Consider the following 15476-nt stretch of genomic DNA (forward strand, 5'->3'; position numbering starts at 1 on the left):
GCCGCGAGAGTTCCGTGACCCATTCAGCCCCGACCAGTATCCTTTTCGTTTGTGCAGGCAATATCTGCCGTTCGCCGCTTGCCGAAGGTGTGATGGGCGAAGTGCTGAAACAGCGCCGAATTGATCATGTGCTGGTCGATTCGGCGGGCACAAATGGCTATCACACGGGCGAGGAACCCGATGATCGTTCGATCCGGGTTGCCGCACGCCATGGCCTCGATATCTCGGCCCAACGTTGCCGTCAGCTGACCGCCGGCGACTTCACGCGCTTCGATCTTATTCTGGGGATGGATCACTACAATATGCGGATGATCGGCCAGCGACAGCCTGCAAACGCAAGTGCCCGCGTCGGACTTTTCACCGAGATAGCCGAAGGAAAGCCGGTTGAAATCCCCGATCCTTATTATGGCCAGATCGGGGACTTCGAAGAGGTTTACCGGATGGTTCTGGCGTCTTCCAATGCGTTGGCTGACCAGTTCTGGCGGGATGCTGCCATCAAAGGCCAGGCTTCTTCAACGATATAAGGTCCACCACCCACTGAATCACGTGAAGACATCAACACGAAGCGACCCACTTTGAAGGGCAGAGTCGAAAAATTGCCGCGTGAAGAGAGATAATGCACGACATCTTCAATACGTGGATTTCTCAAGCGTGCCAAAGTCACATGGGGTGTAAATTTGCGCGGATCGGCGGGAATACCAAGCCGCTGGCAAATGCGTTCGATCTCGCCTTGCAATGCATTGAGTTCAGGCGAGGGGGATACACCCGCATAAATGCTGTGCGGCTTCTTGGAACCGAAAGCATCGACACCTGACAGGTTGAGCATGAATTCGGGGCGCCGCACGCGATCAAGCGCATTGGCAACCTCGTCGGCCACATGGCCTTCCACATCTCCGATAAAACGCAGGGTTATGTGGTAATTTTCGACATCAATCCAGCGTGCGCCGGGGAGGCCGCCTCGCAATAACGAGAGCGAAAGCGCGGCGTCGCGCGGGATTTCGAGGGCAGTAAAGAGACGCGGCATAAAGCATCCTCCTCGAACCGTTCTGCGCCAGAGCGTCGTGTGGCAGAAACCACTGGAGGACGCTCTGAGTTAGAGTGCCTATGCACCGATCATCAGAAAAACGAATCTTCTTTCCTAACCGATGCAACTCTCAGCGAATCATTCTTCGTTGTTTTGAGCAAGCTGTTTATGCCTCCCGATTGTGTCAGCCGCCGGATGTCCCCGTCTTTTGTATGTCTTTCAGGTTTTTCTCGATTGTTGGCAAAAATTTCGCAACCATGGCTTCGACCCCTTTTTCATTGGGATGCATGCCATCTTCAAGTAACAATCCTTTCTGTGTAGCGACGCCATCAAGGAAGAACGGATAAAGCGGCACACCGTATTTCTGGGCGAGCCTGGGATAGATCGGATTGAATTTGTCGGCGTAATCCTTGCCCATATTGGGCGGCGCCATCATGCCCGCAAGGATAACGGAGATGCCGCGTGTCTTAAGACGCGACAGCATTTCATCAAGATTTTTCTCGGTAATGTCGGGTGAAATGCCCCGCAAGGCGTCATTGGCACCAAGTTCAAGGATCACCAGATCAGTGCCATCGGGGATCGACCAGTCGATGCGAGCAAGGCCGCCAGTGGTGGTGTCGCCGGATACGCCTGCATTTTCGATGCTGACTTCATAGCCCTTATCGTCGAGCACTTTTTCAAGCTGCTGAGGGAAGGCTGCATTGGAAGGCAGAAGATATCCCGCCATCAAACTATCGCCAAAACCGACAATTTTTACCTGTGCAAGCTGTTCGGTTGGCAGTGCATCTTCGAGCCCTGTCGGCTCCTCCTGCGCATTTGCGGCAGGCAAGCTTGCGGCAAGAAAAGATCCAACTATCGCAAAAATCGACAGCCATGCCGGGATCGAGAGTTTGAAACGCATTGTCAGCAACCCATATCTAGCAACAAGGTAGGAAAATCACCCGAAGAACTTCTCCTCGGACTTCTCTTCAATTTCTGGCGCAAAACAAGTTCAATTTTGTGGCGCGCTTTGGCTCTTCAATATTCATATAGGAAGAAAAACGCGTGACGGAACAGGTGACTCCCCCGATTTTTGCCCCGATTATCGAGCTTGAGAACGTTCATCTGACGCTTGGACATGCAGCCTCATCGGTCCATGTCCTCAAGGGTGTTTCACTTTCCATCGCCCAGGGACGGTCTGTCGGTATCGTGGGGCCATCGGGTTCGGGCAAGTCTACGCTTTTGATGGTTCTGGCCGGTCTTGAGCACGTTGATAACGGAAGTGTGAAGATCGCAGGGGAGACAATCAGCAAGATGACTGAGGATCAGGCCGCAGCCTTTCGCGGTGCCAATATCGGGATCGTGTTTCAGTCCTTCCACCTCATACCCAATATGACAGCGCTGGAAAATGTTGCGGTTCCTCTGGAACTTGCAGGGCGCAAAGATGCATTTGAAGTGGCTGAACGAGAGCTGATCGCCGTCGGCCTTGGTGAACGCCTCACGCATTATCCTTCAGAGCTTTCGGGTGGTGAGCAACAGCGCGTGGCGATTGCCCGCGCGCTTGCGCCAAGCCCAAAAATCCTGATTGCGGATGAACCGACAGGCAATCTCGATACAGCCACGGGTCGCCAGATTACCGATCTGCTGTTTTCCAAACAGCGCGAAAACGGTTTGACCATGGTGTTGGTTACACATGACCCTTCATTGGCTGCGCGCTGCGATCATGAAATTCCAGTACGTTCGGGACGCATTGAAGAACCTACGCGAAAAGAGCCAGCGTTCGAAGCGGCGGTGGCTGGCGCATGAGCGGAATTGCCTCATTTTCACTCGCACTTCGCTTTGCATTACGTGAAATGCGCGGTGGTTTGTCCGGTTTTTATATTTTCCTCGCCTGTATCGCGCTGGGTGTTGCAGCCATTGGCGGTGTGAACTCCGTCGCGCGTTCTGTCAGCACAGGCATTGCTTCGGAAGGTCAGAGCATTCTTGGCGGCGACCTGAGCTTTGCGCTTAATCAACGAGAGGCAAGCGCAGATGAGCGTGCCTTTATCGAGCAGCAAGGCCGCTTTGCCGAAAGTGCGACCATGCGTTCCATGGCGCGCATACCGGATGGCACCGATCAATCGCTCGTAGAGGTTAAGGCAGTAGATGCCGCCTATCCGCTTTATGGTGAGCTGAAGGTACAACCTCAGCAGTCGCTTGCGGATATGACCAAAGAGCAAGATGGCGTCTATGGCGCCGCCGTCAGCCAGGATTTCCTCAATCGAATGGGCCTGTCTCTGGGCGCGAAAGTGCTGCTTGGCTCCTCAACGTTTGAATTGCGGGCACTGATTGAAAGCGAACCTGATCTGCTGTCGTCCGGCTTTAATTTTGCGCCACGCTTTCTGGTCTCGATGGATGGTCTGCGTGCGTCGGGACTGATCCAGCCCGGAAGCCTCGTCGATCATATCTACAAGGTCGCATTACCAGATGGCGCGCCGGATTCAGCAATCGTGCAATTGCGTGAGCGGGCAAGCACTGATTTTCCGGATGCAGGCTGGAATATCCGTTCGCGCGCTAACGCTGCACCGGCGCTGAGCGCCAATATCGAGCGTTTCTCGCAGTTTCTTACGCTGGTCGGCCTGACTGCTTTGATCGTTGGTGGCGTCGGGGTTGCCAATGCCGTTCGCGCCTATCTCGACGGCAAGCGCGGTGTGATTGCGACCTTCAAATCATTGGGCGCGCCCGCGCGTTTTGCTGTGCTGGTCTATCTGGTGCAGATCATGGTGATCGGCCTTGTCGGCATCGCTATCGGACTGGTTCTGGCGGCAATCATGCCCTTTGCGGCGGCAGCAGCGCTCGCCAATTATTTGCCTGTCGCAGGTGGCGGCGGGTTTTTCCCGGATGCACTTGCGCTTGCCGCTGTCTTCGGTCTGATCACAACGCTGGCCTTTGCAATCATACCGCTGGGCCGCGCGCGTAATATTCCGGCCACAGCCCTTTTCCGCGAGCAGGGTTTTGAGCAGCGCGGCTTGCCACCGTTCCTTTATCTCAGCCTCGCTGTGTTGCTGATTGCGGCTTTGGCGGGTCTTGCACTTTACGTCGCCTATGACCGGCGGATCGCTGCCATCTTCATCGTGTCATCAATTGCGGCCTTTGGTGTTCTGCGGTTGGTCGCGGACGGTATCCGCTGGCTTGCCCGCCGCGCACCGCGCATGCGTTCAACTGCCGTTCGCCTTGCGGTCGGCAATATTCATCGTCCAGGCGCATTGACCCCTTCGGTGGTTCTGTCGCTTGGCCTTGGTCTTACACTCATGGTGGCGATTGCACTGATCGACGGCAATCTACGCCGTCAGGTCACAGAAAACATTCCTGCACAGGCACCGGATTTCTTTTTTGTCGATATTCAGAACAAGGATATTGGCGATTTCACCAAGCTTGTGAGCGGCATCGTACCGGATGGCAAGCTTACCTCCGGTCCGATGCTGCGCGGGCGTATTGTAGCCTTTAACGGCACCAATGTACGCGACATGACCATTCCGCCGGAAGCTGCATGGGTATTGCGCGGCGATCGCGGCATAACCTTTGCCGACAAGGTGCCCGAAAATTCGACACTCACTGAAGGTGAGTGGTGGCCAGCGGATTATAGCGGCGAGCCATTGGTATCTTTTGCGGAACGTGAGGGCAAGGAGCTTGGCCTGAAGCTTGGCGACACGGTCACGGTCAATGTACTTGGCCGTAACATCAATGCTAAGATTGCAAGTTTCCGGCAGTTGCAATGGGAAACACTGGCGATGAATTTCGTTATGGTGTTTTCGCCCAACACTTTTGCTGGTGCGCCCGCCACATGGCTTGCGACGCTGACCATTCCTGACGGGCAGAAGAATCTTGCGCCGGATGTGCTGCGGCAGGTCACGAAGACATGGCCAGCGGTTACCACTGTCAGCGTGACCGATGCGCTTGATGTTGCCAATGATCTGATCAGCCAGCTTGCAACGGCAATCCGTGCGGCTGCATCCATAGCGCTTGCGGCCTCGGTGCTGGTGCTTGGCGGGGCCTTGGCTGCGGGCAATCGGGCACGTGTTCACGATGCGGTTGTGCTTAAAACGCTGGGTGCCACGCGGGGTACGCTCATTGCAGCCTATATCGTCGAATATATGCTGCTTGGGCTTGCAACAGCCATGTTTGCGCTGGTCGCAGGAAGTGCTGCCGGTTGGTACGTAGTAGTAGAAGTGATGAAGCTCAAAGCACAGTTCCTGCCGGATGTGGCTCTGATGACAGTCGCTGTTGCACTGATCCTCACCGTTGGTTTCGGCCTTGCGGGAACATGGCGGGTGTTGGGTCAGAAACCTGCAACTGTGCTGCGGACCATATGAACCATTTGTAATGTTGGATCAGAAATGGGCTAAATGCTTGGATAGCATGGAGAATGCACTTCAGATTTCAAGCTGCCTCATCACGATTTTTTACAGGTAGTACTTGTACGATAGCTCTGAAATGCCCATAATATACGCAGGCATGCTGGGGTCCCGCCAGCGGCGCCTGGGAGCGGCTCGAAATGAGCCAGGACCCGACACCGGACGGGACAAGGCAAGAGGATTTAAGTCATGGCTGACTTTCGCAATATTCAGGCGCAGCAGAGGCCGGTAGGCGGCGCTCGCGCTGATGCCAGCATTGATCAGGGACTGCGCAGCTACATGCTGGGCGTCTACAACATGATGGCTATCGGCTTGGCCGTTACCGGCCTTGCTGCATTCGCCGTCGCATCTCTGGCAGTGACCAATGACCCGTCTGCTGCTGTCGCGCAGATGGCAAACGGCAAGATGCTTACTGCACTTGGTGCAGCACTTTACACGTCTCCGCTGCGCTGGGTGGTCATGCTTGCACCGCTCGCAGCAGTGTTTTTCTTGAGCTTCCGTATCGAACGTCTGTCGGTTTCGACCGCTAACGCCGTATTCTGGGGCTATGCAGCTCTCGTCGGTCTGTCGCTGTCGTCGATTTTCCTGGTCTTCACCGGCCAAAGCGTCGTGCGCACCTTCTTCGTAACGGCAGCTTCCTTCGGAGCGCTCTCGCTTTACGGTTACACGACCAAGCGTGATCTTTCCGCAATGGGTTCGTTCCTGATGATGGGCCTGTTCGGCCTGATCATCGCCTCTGTCGTCAACATCTTCCTTGGCTCCACCGCGCTGCAGTTCGCAATCTCGGTGATCGGTGTGCTGATCTTCGCAGGTCTCACCGCCTACGACACGCAGTCGATCAAGGAAATGTACTACGAAGGTGATGCTTCGGACACGCAGGGCCGCAAGATTGTGATGGGCGCGCTGCGTCTCTATCTCGACTTCATCAACATGTTCATGTTCCTGCTTCAGTTCATGGGCAACCGTGACTAATCAGTCTGGAATTGAATTATGCGAAAGGGCAGCGGAAACGCTGCCCTTTTTGCTTTTCAATCGCGTGACTTCGAGGCATGTTGAAGGCGTAATCTGAACCTGACTTCTGGCTTATGACATGCCCCATATTCGCGATTTTCAACCCACCGATATCGATGCCATCACCGCAATCTACACGGAGGCTGTGCTGAACGGTTCCGGTTCTTACGACATCGAACCGCCTACCGTTGAAGCAATGAAAACTCGCTTCGACGCATTTGTCGAGCAGGGCTTTCCAATTCTTGTCGCGGAAGAAAATGGGCTGGTGCTGGGATATGCCTATATCAGCTACTTCCGTACCCGGCCGGCCTATCGCTGGCTTGCAGAAGATTCTATCTATATCGCGCCGGACGCTAAGGGGAAGGGCGTTGGCAAGTTTCTGCTTGGCGAGCTTATCAAGCGTGCGACCGCGTTGGGCTTCAGGCAATTGCTGGCAGTGGTTGGTGACGGCGAGCACAACATAGGCTCGGTGAAGCTGCATGAGAGCCTCGGCTTCACCCATAGCGGACGTATTCAGGGTTCAGGCTTCAAGCATGGACGCTGGCTCGATACGGTCCTCATGCAATTGCCGCTCAACGGTGGCTGCACCGTCGACCCGGGCGAAGTGCCCCTCACTTAGAGCGCCGATCTGATTGGATCAGATCGGCGCTCTAATCATTTGTTTTCCCGCACATCTTGTCCGAAAACCGTTTCACACTTTTCGGGATGCGCTCTAATCAATTATCGACCAGCTTGAGGCTTTTATCGAAGACACGGAGCACACGCTCCAGTTCGTGTCCGCGTTTCATAATGAGCCCGCTTGCAGCAATCACAGAATAGGCCCCCTGCTTCTGTGCGAGCTTGGGGTTTTTCTCCACACGAAACAGCGGAACTTCGCTGGCCCGCCGAAAGATCGAGAACACCGCTCTATCGGCCAGATGATCAATCGCATAGTCGCGCCACGCACCTGTGGCGACCATACGGCCATAAATATTCAGGATTTTACCAAGTTCGTGTCTGTCAAAACTGACCGTGGGAGAAGGCGGACGTGATTGCGCTAAAGGGACAATTTTTGGCGTCGCCGATGGATGAGAGGGCGAATGCGAAGACTTATCTTCATTCGCAGCGCTTGGTATGTCCATTTTCTTCCTTTCGCCGTCAGGAGCTATTGTAAAGGAAATACGGGAACACCGATCAAATCAGCTCATGACAGTAAGGTGATGCTTTTGTAAAACGATTGCAAGATCAAGCGCTGGTACTGGCGGTTTTCTATGAACTGCCCACAAGAATAGACCCCCAATTAGTTGTATATTAGCTGTTCACGAAAAGAGAAAAGCTGTTCTCAATGGTGATCGCCAGCCACATTTTGGCCTTGTCAACTTCGCATTCCGGCCCGATTATGACGTCAGCATCACCATGTTGCCTGAGACGGTTCGGTTCGGGTATGTCCGACCCCAAGCCCCCCGCCCAAAGGACTGCCCGAGCCGAACCAACCTTCATTGGCCTAGCCACTCAGACAGATGCAACATTCCCGCAAATGATAAGATAAACAGCTCGCACGAAGCGTAGTTGCTGTTGCGTTCGCGTGTTGCGGGCGTTTGACGAAGCGGCTTTTAGAGCCCGAGCTGAACTTTTTGTTTGAATATCGCGGCACCGAGAATTGGACCGAGCGCTTTGTCGCTGTTGCTTTGCTGCAAAACCACAGCACAGCCGGTCACATCCTTGCGGGTCAACTCGGAAGCTGGCAGCTCGATTTTCAAAGCCTGACCATCCCACATGCCAATCGTATTGGTGTCCGTTACCGTATTACGATAGGTAACGGACTGCCCTGCGTTCTCACCCTTGTCAATCGGAATGGTTACCGAATCGCGCAGGTAGAACATAACGACATGTACGGGCTTCTCTGGTTTTTCACCTGCCGCAATCTCAATCGACAGGCGCCCATCGTCCAGTTTCCTGATCGAAACGGGTACGTTGAGCTTACTCGCATCAAGATGCTGCTTCACGACCTCGGCGTCGCCGCCGTTCATTTCCGAAGCGCCATTGACGATTGCCTGAGGCGTGTAGACCATCTTGGCATTGAACGAATTGCGATAGGCATTCTGGCGGTCTGTATTGTCCTGTGAGGCGAGTGTGTCGCGCCAGCCCATGTAATCCCAGTAATTAACGTGGAACGACAGAGCCAATACATTGGCGTCGTCAGCGTATTTCGCCAAATTCTTGTCAGCCTGCGGGCACGAGGCACAGCCCTGACTGGTATAGAGCTCGAGAACGGACGTTCGTGTGCTGCTATCCTGAGCTTTCGCTACGCCCTGCATTGACAGGCAACCGGTGAACGCCAGCCCCAATGCAGCACAAACACCGCGCAAGCCGGGAACATAGTCGCCGGAAAGCCATGTATGTGTCCCATGGAAGGGGTAATGGAAGGTCACTTTGGGTTCATCCTGCAATAATTGACGCTGACATCTATTATGTAGGAATTACGACGATCAATAGGAATTCACGTTGCAGTGAGATTTGCAGGCAGTGTGTTTCTTTTATCTCACTAAGATACGTCTCCTAAAGGCGGAAGCTGGCTTTTTCGAGTATATGTGCAGCGTCGCGCTTTAATAAAAGGCAAATTGCGAATGAGACAAAGTTTGAGAGAAAAGGCCATCGCCATCTGCGATGAAAAGATCGCGAAAAAGGGCGATACAGTCGGTATCTCGTTCTATGCGTTCTTTGCCAACAAAAACACGGAACCGGAGCTTCTTATGGAAGCTGCCGAGTGGTGGATAAAAACCCACACTCTCGATCACTTTGAAAAAGCTTTAAAAATCAGGGAAATGATCCGTTCGGGGCAATAAAACGGTTCCGGAGACTGAAAAAGCCGCCGGATTTCTCCGGCGGCTTTTTTGTTTGGAGCGTTGTCGCTGATTAAGCAGCGAGGTCACGCAGAACGGTCTGCAGGATGCCGCCGTTCTTCATGTAGTCGAGCTCGTCCAGCGTATCGATGCGGCAGATGAGCGGAACTTTCTTCACTGTGCCATCTGCATAAGTGATCGAAGCGTCGACCTTCTGGCGCGGACGTACATCGGCAAGGCCTTCGATGGAGACGATTTCGTCACCCTTCAGACCCAGCGTCTGCCAGCTTGTGCCTTCCTCGAAGACGAAAGGCACAATGCCCATGCCAACGAGGTTGGAGCGGTGGATACGCTCGAACGACTGAGCGATCACAGCCTTGACGCCGAGCAGGTTGGTGCCCTTTGCAGCCCAGTCACGCGAAGAACCGTTGCCATATTCGACGCCTGCGAAGACGACGAGTGGCACACCTTCTGCCTTGTACTCCATGGCTGCGTCGTAGATCGAGGTTTCTTCCTTCGACGGATAATGGATGGTGTAGCCGCCTTCACGACCGTTTTCGCCCAGCATGTGGTTGCGAATACGGATGTTGGCGAAGGTGCCGCGCATCATCACTTCATGGTTGCCACGACGCGTACCGTACTGGTTGAAGTCGGCAATGCCGACGCCATGATCGATGAGGTACTTGCCAGCAGGCGACTGTGCCTTGATGGAACCGGCAGGCGAGATGTGGTCGGTGGTGATCTTGTCGCCGAAGAGGCCGAGGATGCGTGCACCCTTAACGTCACCGATTTTACCTGCCGACTTGCCCATGCCCACGAAGTAAGGTGGGTTCTGCACATAGGTCGAATTGTCGTCCCATGCATAGGTCTGGCCTGCAGGAACCTGAACAGCCTGCCAGTTTTCGTCGCCCTTGAACACGTCCGCATATTTTTCGGAGAAAATCTTGCGGGTAACGTTCTTGGCAATGAATTCCTGGATTTCAGCCGATGAAGGCCAGATATCGCGCAGGAATACGGGGTTGCCGTCCTGATCTTCACCAAGCGGCTCCTTGGTCAGGTCCTTGGTGACCGTACCGGCAAGAGCGTGAGCGACGACGAGTGGCGGCGAAGCCAGATAGTTGGCCTGAACGTCCGGCGAAACGCGGCCTTCGAAGTTACGGTTGCCGGACAGGACGGCAGCCGCGATCAGGCCCTTTTCGTTGATCGTCTTGGAGATCGGAGCAGGCAATGGACCGGAGTTACCGATACAGGTCGTGCAGCCGAAACCAACGAGGTTGAAGCCGAGCGCATCAAGATCCTTCTGGAGGCCAGCGGATTCAAGATAAGCGGCAACAACCTGAGAGCCGGGAGCAAGCGAGGTCTTAACCCACGGCTTGGTCTTGAGACCCTTGGCGACTGCATTGCGCGCCAGAAGACCGGCTGCAATCAGGACGCTTGGGTTGGAGGTGTTGGTGCATGAGGTTATAGCGGCAATTGCCACATCGCCATGGCCGAGATCGTAGTCTTCGCCTTCAACAGCGTAACGTGCGGTCTGGCCTGTGGTCTTCTTGTATTCGGTTTCAAGCGAGGTTGCGAAGCCCGATGCGATCTTTTCCAGCGCAATGCGGCCTTCAGGACGCTTTGGACCGGCCATCGACGGAACGACTTCACTCATATCCAGTTCGAGAACATCCGTGAATACCGGATCAACGCTGTCCGCTTCCCGCCACATGCCCTGTGCACGTGAATAAGCCTCAACGAGCGCGATGCGGTCTTCTTCGCGACCGGTCGTGTTCATGTAGTTGAGCGTTTCTTTGTCGATCGGGAAGAAACCACAGGTCGCGCCATATTCAGGGCCCATGTTCGCAATGGTTGCGCGATCGGCAAGGGTCATATTGTCGAGACCCGGGCCAAAGAATTCAACGAACTTGCCAACCACGCCTTTTTTGCGCAGCATCTGGGTAACGGTGAGCACGAGATCGGTTGCGGTAACGCCTTCCTTGACCTTACCGGTCAGGCGGAAGCCGATAACTTCCGGCAGCAGCATGGAAACCGGCTGACCCAGCATCGAGGCTTCTGCTTCAATACCACCAACACCCCAGCCCAGAACGCCAAGGCCGTTGACCATGGTGGTGTGGGAGTCGGTGCCGACGCAGGTGTCAGGATAAGCAACGGTCACGCCGTCTTCTTCCTTGGTCCATACGGCCTGCGCCAGATATTCGAGATTTACCTGATGGCAGATGCCGGTGCCCGGAGGAACGACGCGGAAGTTCTTGAACGCCTGCTGGCCCCACTTAAGAAAGCGGTAGCGTTCGCCATTGCGCTGGTATTCCAGATCCACATTGGCCTTGAATGCGCTTGGATTGCCGAATTCGTCGACGATGACCGAGTGGTCAATGACAAGATCGACAGGAACCAGCGGGTTGATCTTTTCAGGATCGCCGCCGAGGTTCTTCAGGCCGTCGCGCATAGCTGCCAGATCGACAACGGCCGGAACGCCGGTGAAGTCCTGCATGAGTACGCGTGCCGGGCGATAGGCGATTTCCGCGCCTGCCGAGCCGCGATCATTCAGCCACTTGGCAACGGCTTCGATGTCCGACTTCTTGACAGAGCGGTCATCTTCGAAGCGGAGCAGGTTCTCGAGCAGAACCTTCATGGAGAACGGGAGCTTGGAGATGCCTTCGAGGCCGTTCTTTTCGGCTTCGGTCAGGCTGTAATAAACATATTCCTTACCGGCGACGGTAAGGGTTTTGCGGCATTTAAAGCTGTCAATGTGTGACACTGCGTTCGTCCTTCATGCTACTGGCCGGAAAACCAGGACGAACGCCTCTGCTGCGTTTCAAGGACGCGCTAAAGGTGCGGGTGCAGTCATTTCCGCTGTCCGTCCCGAAACCTGTGCTCCTACAAGCGCCAAGCCTTTGAGATCGGCCAAAATTTGTTTCCACACCGACCGCTGGCATGGTAGCCCTCATATAGAGAGTTTCCTAAAACGATTCCAGACAGAATATCGTGAATTTGCTCCCTTGCGGCGAAATGTTGCGATACCCGCGTTCAGCCCTTGCCGGACGTGCCTATTGCATAATTTCTTAAACTCTTATCAGTTTAAGATAAAATTATGCAGCAAGTTTAAACTGTTAGAGCGACCTTTTGTGCGCCTTGCAGAGCGCACGGCGCGCTAAGGAGAGAAAATGCGGCTTGAGGCCGAAAACCTGGCAGGCGAGCGTGGCGGCGAGACGATCTTCTCTGCCCTTTCCTTTGAATTGTCTTCCGGCGAAGCGCTGGTGGTCACAGGTCCGAACGGTTCCGGCAAATCGACGATGCTGCGAATCATATGTGGTCTTCTTGCGCCGGAAGATGGCACAGTCGAGTTGTTTGAAGAGGGAACCTCGCTTCCCGTTCGCGCATCTTGCCACTATCTCGGTCACCAGAATGCAATGAAGCCTGCCTTGAGTGTGCGCGAGAACTTGCTGTTCTGGCAAAAATTCAATGGCGAACCACGCCTCGATATCGATGAGGCGCTTGAGGCCGTTGATTTGCCAGGCGTTGAGCATTTGCCTTTTGGCTATCTTTCCACTGGGCAGAAGCGTCGCGTTTCAATCGCCAAGCTGCTGGTCAGTTATCGTCCGCTCTGGGTTGTCGATGAGCCGACTGCCGGGCTCGACAAAGCATCCGAGGCGCGCTTTGCAGAACTGATGCGCGGGCATATGCAGGAAGGCGGCATGATTGTCGCCGCAACGCATATTCCGTTGGGCTTAGACGCAGTTTCAGGGAAAGTGGAAGCCGGTTTCCCGTCCGGAACTGCGTTGGAAAGAAACATTGGCGTTCGGACACTCGACATGGCCGCCTATTCAGTTGAGGCTGTGTGATGCTGGCGCTTTTTATCCGGGATATGCGCCTTAGTTTTCGCGCTGGCGGTGGCGCGCTGATCGGCATATTGTTCTTTCTGGCGGTGATTTCGGTGATGCCGTTCGGTGTCGGTCCTGATCTCAATCTCCTCGCGCGTATCGGCCCGGCCATGTTGTGGATTGGCGCTTTGCTGGCAACACTGCTCGGGTTGGACCGGCTGTTTCAGGCGGATCGCGAGGATGGTTCGCTCGATCTCCTGCTGATTGGCGCAGACCGCCATATGCTGGCTTTCACCGTTTTTGTGAAATGCGTCGCTCATTGGGTGGCAAGCGTATTGCCGTTGGTGATTGCGTCACCCATGTTGGGGCTGTTCATGAATATGGATGCGACGGCAACCGCTGCGACTGCCCTCACACTTCTTGTTGGCACCCCGGCAATTGCCTTTATCGGAGCAGTGGGGGCGGCATTGGCCGTAGCCTTGCCGCGTGGTGGTCTGCTTGTTTCGGTAATCGTGCTGCCGCTGACCATTCCAGTGCTGATTTTTGGCGTGTCAGCGTCTTATGGCGCGACTGATGCCGTGGCTCCGTTTTTTGCACCATTCCTTATTCTCTGTGCGCTCACTTTGTTTTTCGCTGTTCTGGGTCCGTTGGCCGCAGCAGCTTCATTAAAAAGCTCGGCGGATTAAAAGCATTTCCAGCAAAAGTGGTAACCGGTTTTGCGTAGGACAATGCTCAGAAATATTGTGATCCCGAAAAGTGGGAGCCGTTTTTGAGTCAAGATCATGCTCGGCGGATTGACGCAGTTGATTACGGTCAATTGAACAGCATAACGCGTCAGGTATAAGTATAAGCCATGACGAATGATATGATGAGAACCACAAGCTGGCTTGATCTGGCAAACCCCACGCGCTTTCTTGGCTTTGCGGGCAGGGTTTTGCCATGGCTTGGGCTTCTGTCTGCACTGTTTCTGGCCATCGGCCTCTATATGGTCTTCTTCCTGTCGCCGGAGGACTACCAGCAGGGCATGACGGTCCGCATCATGTATATCCATGTGCCTTTCGCATGGCTTTCCATGATGTGCTACTCGATCATGGCTGTTTCGGCGCTGGGCACGCTGGTCTGGCGTCATCCGCTGGCGGATGTTTCGATCCGCGCTGCAGCTCCGCTGGGGGCCGTTTTCACTGCGCTTGCGCTGGCAACAGGTTCGCTCTGGGGCAAGCCGATGTGGGGCACGTGGTGGGTGTGGGATGCGCGGCTGACGTCCGTGTTCGTGCTGTTTCTCATGTATCTTGGCATTATCGCACTGTCGCGTGCCATGGATGATCCGACCAAGAGCGCCAAGTCTGTCGCGGTTCTGACACTGGTGGGCTTCATCAATATCCCGATTATCAAATTCTCGGTCGATTGGTGGAACACCCTGCATCAGCCAGCCTCTGTCTTCCGCATGGACGGTCCGACCATTGACGGCTCCATGCTGCGCCCACTTTTCGTGATGGCCATTGGCTTCACGCTGCTGTTTCTCACGCTGCACATGATGGCGATGCGCAATGAAATATGGCGCCGTCGCGTGGCCATGATGAAAAAGCTCGCAGCCCGCAATGCCGACCGCAGCCGTATGAAAAGAGAACAGGCTGAAACCCAAGGGGAGGCGGTATGATGAGCCACATGGCTTTTGTTGTAACGTCCTATGGCCTCGCCGCGGGAGCACTTGCCATCACAATTGGCTGGATATTGATCGATCAGCGTATCCTGAAGAATGAGCTGAAGCGGCTTGAGGCACAGGGCGTGCGTCGTCGTTCTGCAAAAGCCCCCGGTAAAGCATAATGACCGAAACAACCGAAAAGTCTGCCGCGCCGAAAAAGCGCTCCACATGGGTTGCCCTGCTGCCGCTGGCGATTTTCGTCGGACTGGCCGCAATTTTTGCCGTACAGCTTCTGTCTGGCAAGGATAATACGACCATTCCTTCGGCACTGATTGGCAAACCGGCACCGCAGACGAGTCTTCCGCCTGTCGAGGGTCTGGTGCGCGATGGTGCGCCTGTACCCGGTCTCAACAGCGAAGATTTTATAGGCAAGCTCACACTGGTCAATGTCTGGGGATCGTGGTGCGTCCCCTGCCGTCAGGAACATCCGCTCTTGATGGAAATCGCTAAGGATGAGCGCATCCGCGTGGTTGGCCTCAATTACAAGGATCAGCCGGAAAATGCGCGCCGCTTCCTCGGCGATCTCGGCAATCCGTTTGCCGCTGTCGGTGCCGACCGCGCCGGACGCTCAGCAATCGAATGGGGCGTCTACGGCGTGCCGGAAACCTTCCTCGTAGATCAGAATGGCAAGATCGTCTACAAGCATGTCGGGCCGTTTACCCCGGAATCGGTGAAGAACGATCTGATGCCAGCGGTGGAGAAGGCGCTTCAGTAATAGTT

The 15476-nt window shown here is 54.9% G+C and carries 16 protein-coding genes; 11 read left to right on the forward strand and 5 right to left on the reverse strand.

Features of this window, described 5'->3' with window-relative positions; all coding sequences use genetic code 11:
• Positions 1–14 precede the first annotated feature (14 nt).
• Positions 15–524 carry a low molecular weight protein-tyrosine-phosphatase gene (locus tag ACSME1_RS07725; RefSeq protein ID WP_105534751.1) on the forward strand — a complete coding sequence of 170 codons (510 nt, stop codon included), beginning with the start codon at positions 15–17 and terminating at the stop codon, positions 522–524.
• Here the strand turns inward: ACSME1_RS07725 and thpR are convergent.
• Both thpR and ACSME1_RS07735 read right to left on the reverse strand, forming a co-directional pair.
• Entirely contained in the window at positions 434–1024 is a 591-nt protein-coding gene (gene thpR / locus ACSME1_RS07730) for an RNA 2',3'-cyclic phosphodiesterase (RefSeq protein WP_024898238.1), read from the reverse strand. The genes ACSME1_RS07725 and thpR overlap by 91 nt on opposite strands.
• A gap of 184 nt (positions 1025–1208) precedes the next feature.
• Positions 1209–1925: an arylesterase gene (locus ACSME1_RS07735; RefSeq protein WP_024898237.1), complete on the reverse strand. Its 717-nt coding sequence runs from the start codon at positions 1923–1925 to the stop codon at positions 1209–1211.
• A 155-nt stretch (positions 1926–2080) separates the two neighbouring features.
• On the opposite strand from ACSME1_RS07735, the gene ACSME1_RS07740 reads away from it, so the two are divergent.
• The 4 genes from ACSME1_RS07740 (at position 2081) to ACSME1_RS07755 (ending at position 7027) form a co-directional block, all read left to right on the forward strand.
• The gene (locus tag ACSME1_RS07740; protein ID WP_024898236.1) at positions 2081–2809 is read left to right on the forward strand and encodes an ABC transporter ATP-binding protein; all 729 of its coding nucleotides are present in this window, start codon (positions 2081–2083) and stop codon (positions 2807–2809) included.
• A complete protein-coding gene (locus tag ACSME1_RS07745) occupies positions 2806–5355 on the forward strand; it encodes an ABC transporter permease (protein ID WP_024898235.1) in 2550 nt (849 codons plus the stop codon). Before ACSME1_RS07740 ends, ACSME1_RS07745 begins: the two co-directional genes overlap by 4 nt.
• A gap of 231 nt (positions 5356–5586) precedes the next feature.
• On the forward strand, positions 5587–6369 hold the full coding sequence (locus ACSME1_RS07750) for a Bax inhibitor-1/YccA family protein (RefSeq protein ID WP_024898234.1): 783 nt from the start codon (positions 5587–5589) through the stop codon (positions 6367–6369).
• 118 nt (positions 6370–6487) lie between these two features.
• Entirely contained in the window at positions 6488–7027 is a 540-nt protein-coding gene (locus ACSME1_RS07755; RefSeq protein ID WP_105705494.1) for a GNAT family N-acetyltransferase, read from the forward strand.
• 97 nt (positions 7028–7124) lie between these two features.
• On the opposite strand, the gene ACSME1_RS07760 is transcribed toward ACSME1_RS07755, so the two are convergent.
• Both ACSME1_RS07760 and ACSME1_RS07765 read right to left on the reverse strand, forming a co-directional pair.
• Complete coding sequence (locus ACSME1_RS07760; protein WP_024898232.1) at positions 7125–7529, reverse strand: DUF2794 domain-containing protein; 405 nt, start codon at positions 7527–7529, stop codon at positions 7125–7127.
• A 471-nt stretch (positions 7530–8000) separates the two neighbouring features.
• Positions 8001–8735 carry a DUF1223 domain-containing protein gene (locus ACSME1_RS07765; protein ID WP_024898230.1) on the reverse strand — a complete coding sequence of 245 codons (735 nt, stop codon included), beginning with the start codon at positions 8733–8735 and terminating at the stop codon, positions 8001–8003.
• 279 nt (positions 8736–9014) lie between these two features.
• Here ACSME1_RS07765 and ACSME1_RS07770 point away from each other — a divergent pair, with 279 nt between their 5' ends.
• The gene (locus ACSME1_RS07770; RefSeq protein ID WP_024898229.1) at positions 9015–9233 is read left to right on the forward strand and encodes a DUF6500 family protein; all 219 of its coding nucleotides are present in this window, start codon (positions 9015–9017) and stop codon (positions 9231–9233) included.
• Between the two features lie 70 nt (positions 9234–9303).
• Here the strand turns inward: ACSME1_RS07770 and acnA are convergent, their stop codons facing one another.
• On the reverse strand, positions 9304–11991 hold the full coding sequence (gene acnA / locus ACSME1_RS07775) for an aconitate hydratase AcnA (protein WP_024898228.1): 2688 nt from the start codon (positions 11989–11991) through the stop codon (positions 9304–9306).
• Positions 11992–12397: 406 nt separating this feature from the next.
• Here acnA and ccmA point away from each other — a divergent pair, with 406 nt between their 5' ends.
• The 5 genes from ccmA (at position 12398) to ACSME1_RS07800 (ending at position 15471) form a co-directional block, all read left to right on the forward strand.
• Positions 12398–13075 (forward strand): heme ABC exporter ATP-binding protein CcmA, encoded by a 678-nt coding sequence (gene ccmA / locus ACSME1_RS07780; protein WP_024898227.1) that lies wholly within the window; start codon positions 12398–12400, stop codon positions 13073–13075.
• Positions 13075–13740 carry a heme exporter protein CcmB gene (gene ccmB / locus ACSME1_RS07785; RefSeq protein WP_024898226.1) on the forward strand — a complete coding sequence of 222 codons (666 nt, stop codon included), beginning with the start codon at positions 13075–13077 and terminating at the stop codon, positions 13738–13740. The genes ccmA and ccmB overlap by 1 nt, the downstream gene beginning before the upstream one ends.
• Positions 13741–13907: 167 nt before the next feature.
• Positions 13908–14711, forward strand: coding sequence for a heme ABC transporter permease (locus tag ACSME1_RS07790; RefSeq protein WP_024898225.1), 804 nt, complete (start codon positions 13908–13910; stop codon positions 14709–14711).
• On the forward strand, positions 14708–14878 hold the full coding sequence (ccmD, locus tag ACSME1_RS07795; RefSeq protein ID WP_024898224.1) for a heme exporter protein CcmD: 171 nt from the start codon (positions 14708–14710) through the stop codon (positions 14876–14878). Before ACSME1_RS07790 ends, ccmD begins: the two co-directional genes overlap by 4 nt.
• Positions 14878–15471: a DsbE family thiol:disulfide interchange protein gene (locus ACSME1_RS07800; RefSeq protein WP_105705492.1), complete on the forward strand. Its 594-nt coding sequence runs from the start codon at positions 14878–14880 to the stop codon at positions 15469–15471. The genes ccmD and ACSME1_RS07800 overlap by 1 nt, the downstream gene beginning before the upstream one ends.
• Positions 15472–15476: the final 5 nt, after the last annotated feature.

This window comes from Brucella pituitosa (genome assembly GCF_965577835.1).
GTDB classification, from domain to species: domain Bacteria; phylum Pseudomonadota; class Alphaproteobacteria; order Rhizobiales; family Rhizobiaceae; genus Brucella; species Brucella pituitosa.

What these genes read in the sequence shown, in the direction of transcription:
- thpR (WP_024898238.1), bottom strand. Translation starts at nt 1,024, where the DNA reads ATGCCGCGTCTCTTTACTGCCCTCGAAATCCCGCGCGACGCCGCGCTT.
- ACSME1_RS07735 (WP_024898237.1), bottom strand. Translation starts at nt 1,925, where the DNA reads ATGCGTTTCAAACTCTCGATCCCGGCATGGCTGTCGATTTTTGCGATA.
- ACSME1_RS07745 (WP_024898235.1), top strand. Translation starts at nt 2,806, where the DNA reads ATGAGCGGAATTGCCTCATTTTCACTCGCACTTCGCTTTGCATTACGT.
- ACSME1_RS07750 (WP_024898234.1), top strand. Translation starts at nt 5,587, where the DNA reads ATGGCTGACTTTCGCAATATTCAGGCGCAGCAGAGGCCGGTAGGCGGC.
- ACSME1_RS07755 (WP_105705494.1), top strand. Translation starts at nt 6,488, where the DNA reads ATGCCCCATATTCGCGATTTTCAACCCACCGATATCGATGCCATCACC.
- ACSME1_RS07760 (WP_024898232.1), bottom strand. Translation starts at nt 7,529, where the DNA reads ATGGACATACCAAGCGCTGCGAATGAAGATAAGTCTTCGCATTCGCCC.
- ACSME1_RS07770 (WP_024898229.1), top strand. Translation starts at nt 9,015, where the DNA reads ATGAGACAAAGTTTGAGAGAAAAGGCCATCGCCATCTGCGATGAAAAG.
- ccmA (WP_024898227.1), top strand. Translation starts at nt 12,398, where the DNA reads ATGCGGCTTGAGGCCGAAAACCTGGCAGGCGAGCGTGGCGGCGAGACG.
- ccmB (WP_024898226.1), top strand. Translation starts at nt 13,075, where the DNA reads ATGCTGGCGCTTTTTATCCGGGATATGCGCCTTAGTTTTCGCGCTGGC.
- ACSME1_RS07790 (WP_024898225.1), top strand. Translation starts at nt 13,908, where the DNA reads ATGACGAATGATATGATGAGAACCACAAGCTGGCTTGATCTGGCAAAC.
- ccmD (WP_024898224.1), top strand. Translation starts at nt 14,708, where the DNA reads ATGATGAGCCACATGGCTTTTGTTGTAACGTCCTATGGCCTCGCCGCG.
- ACSME1_RS07800 (WP_105705492.1), top strand. Translation starts at nt 14,878, where the DNA reads ATGACCGAAACAACCGAAAAGTCTGCCGCGCCGAAAAAGCGCTCCACA.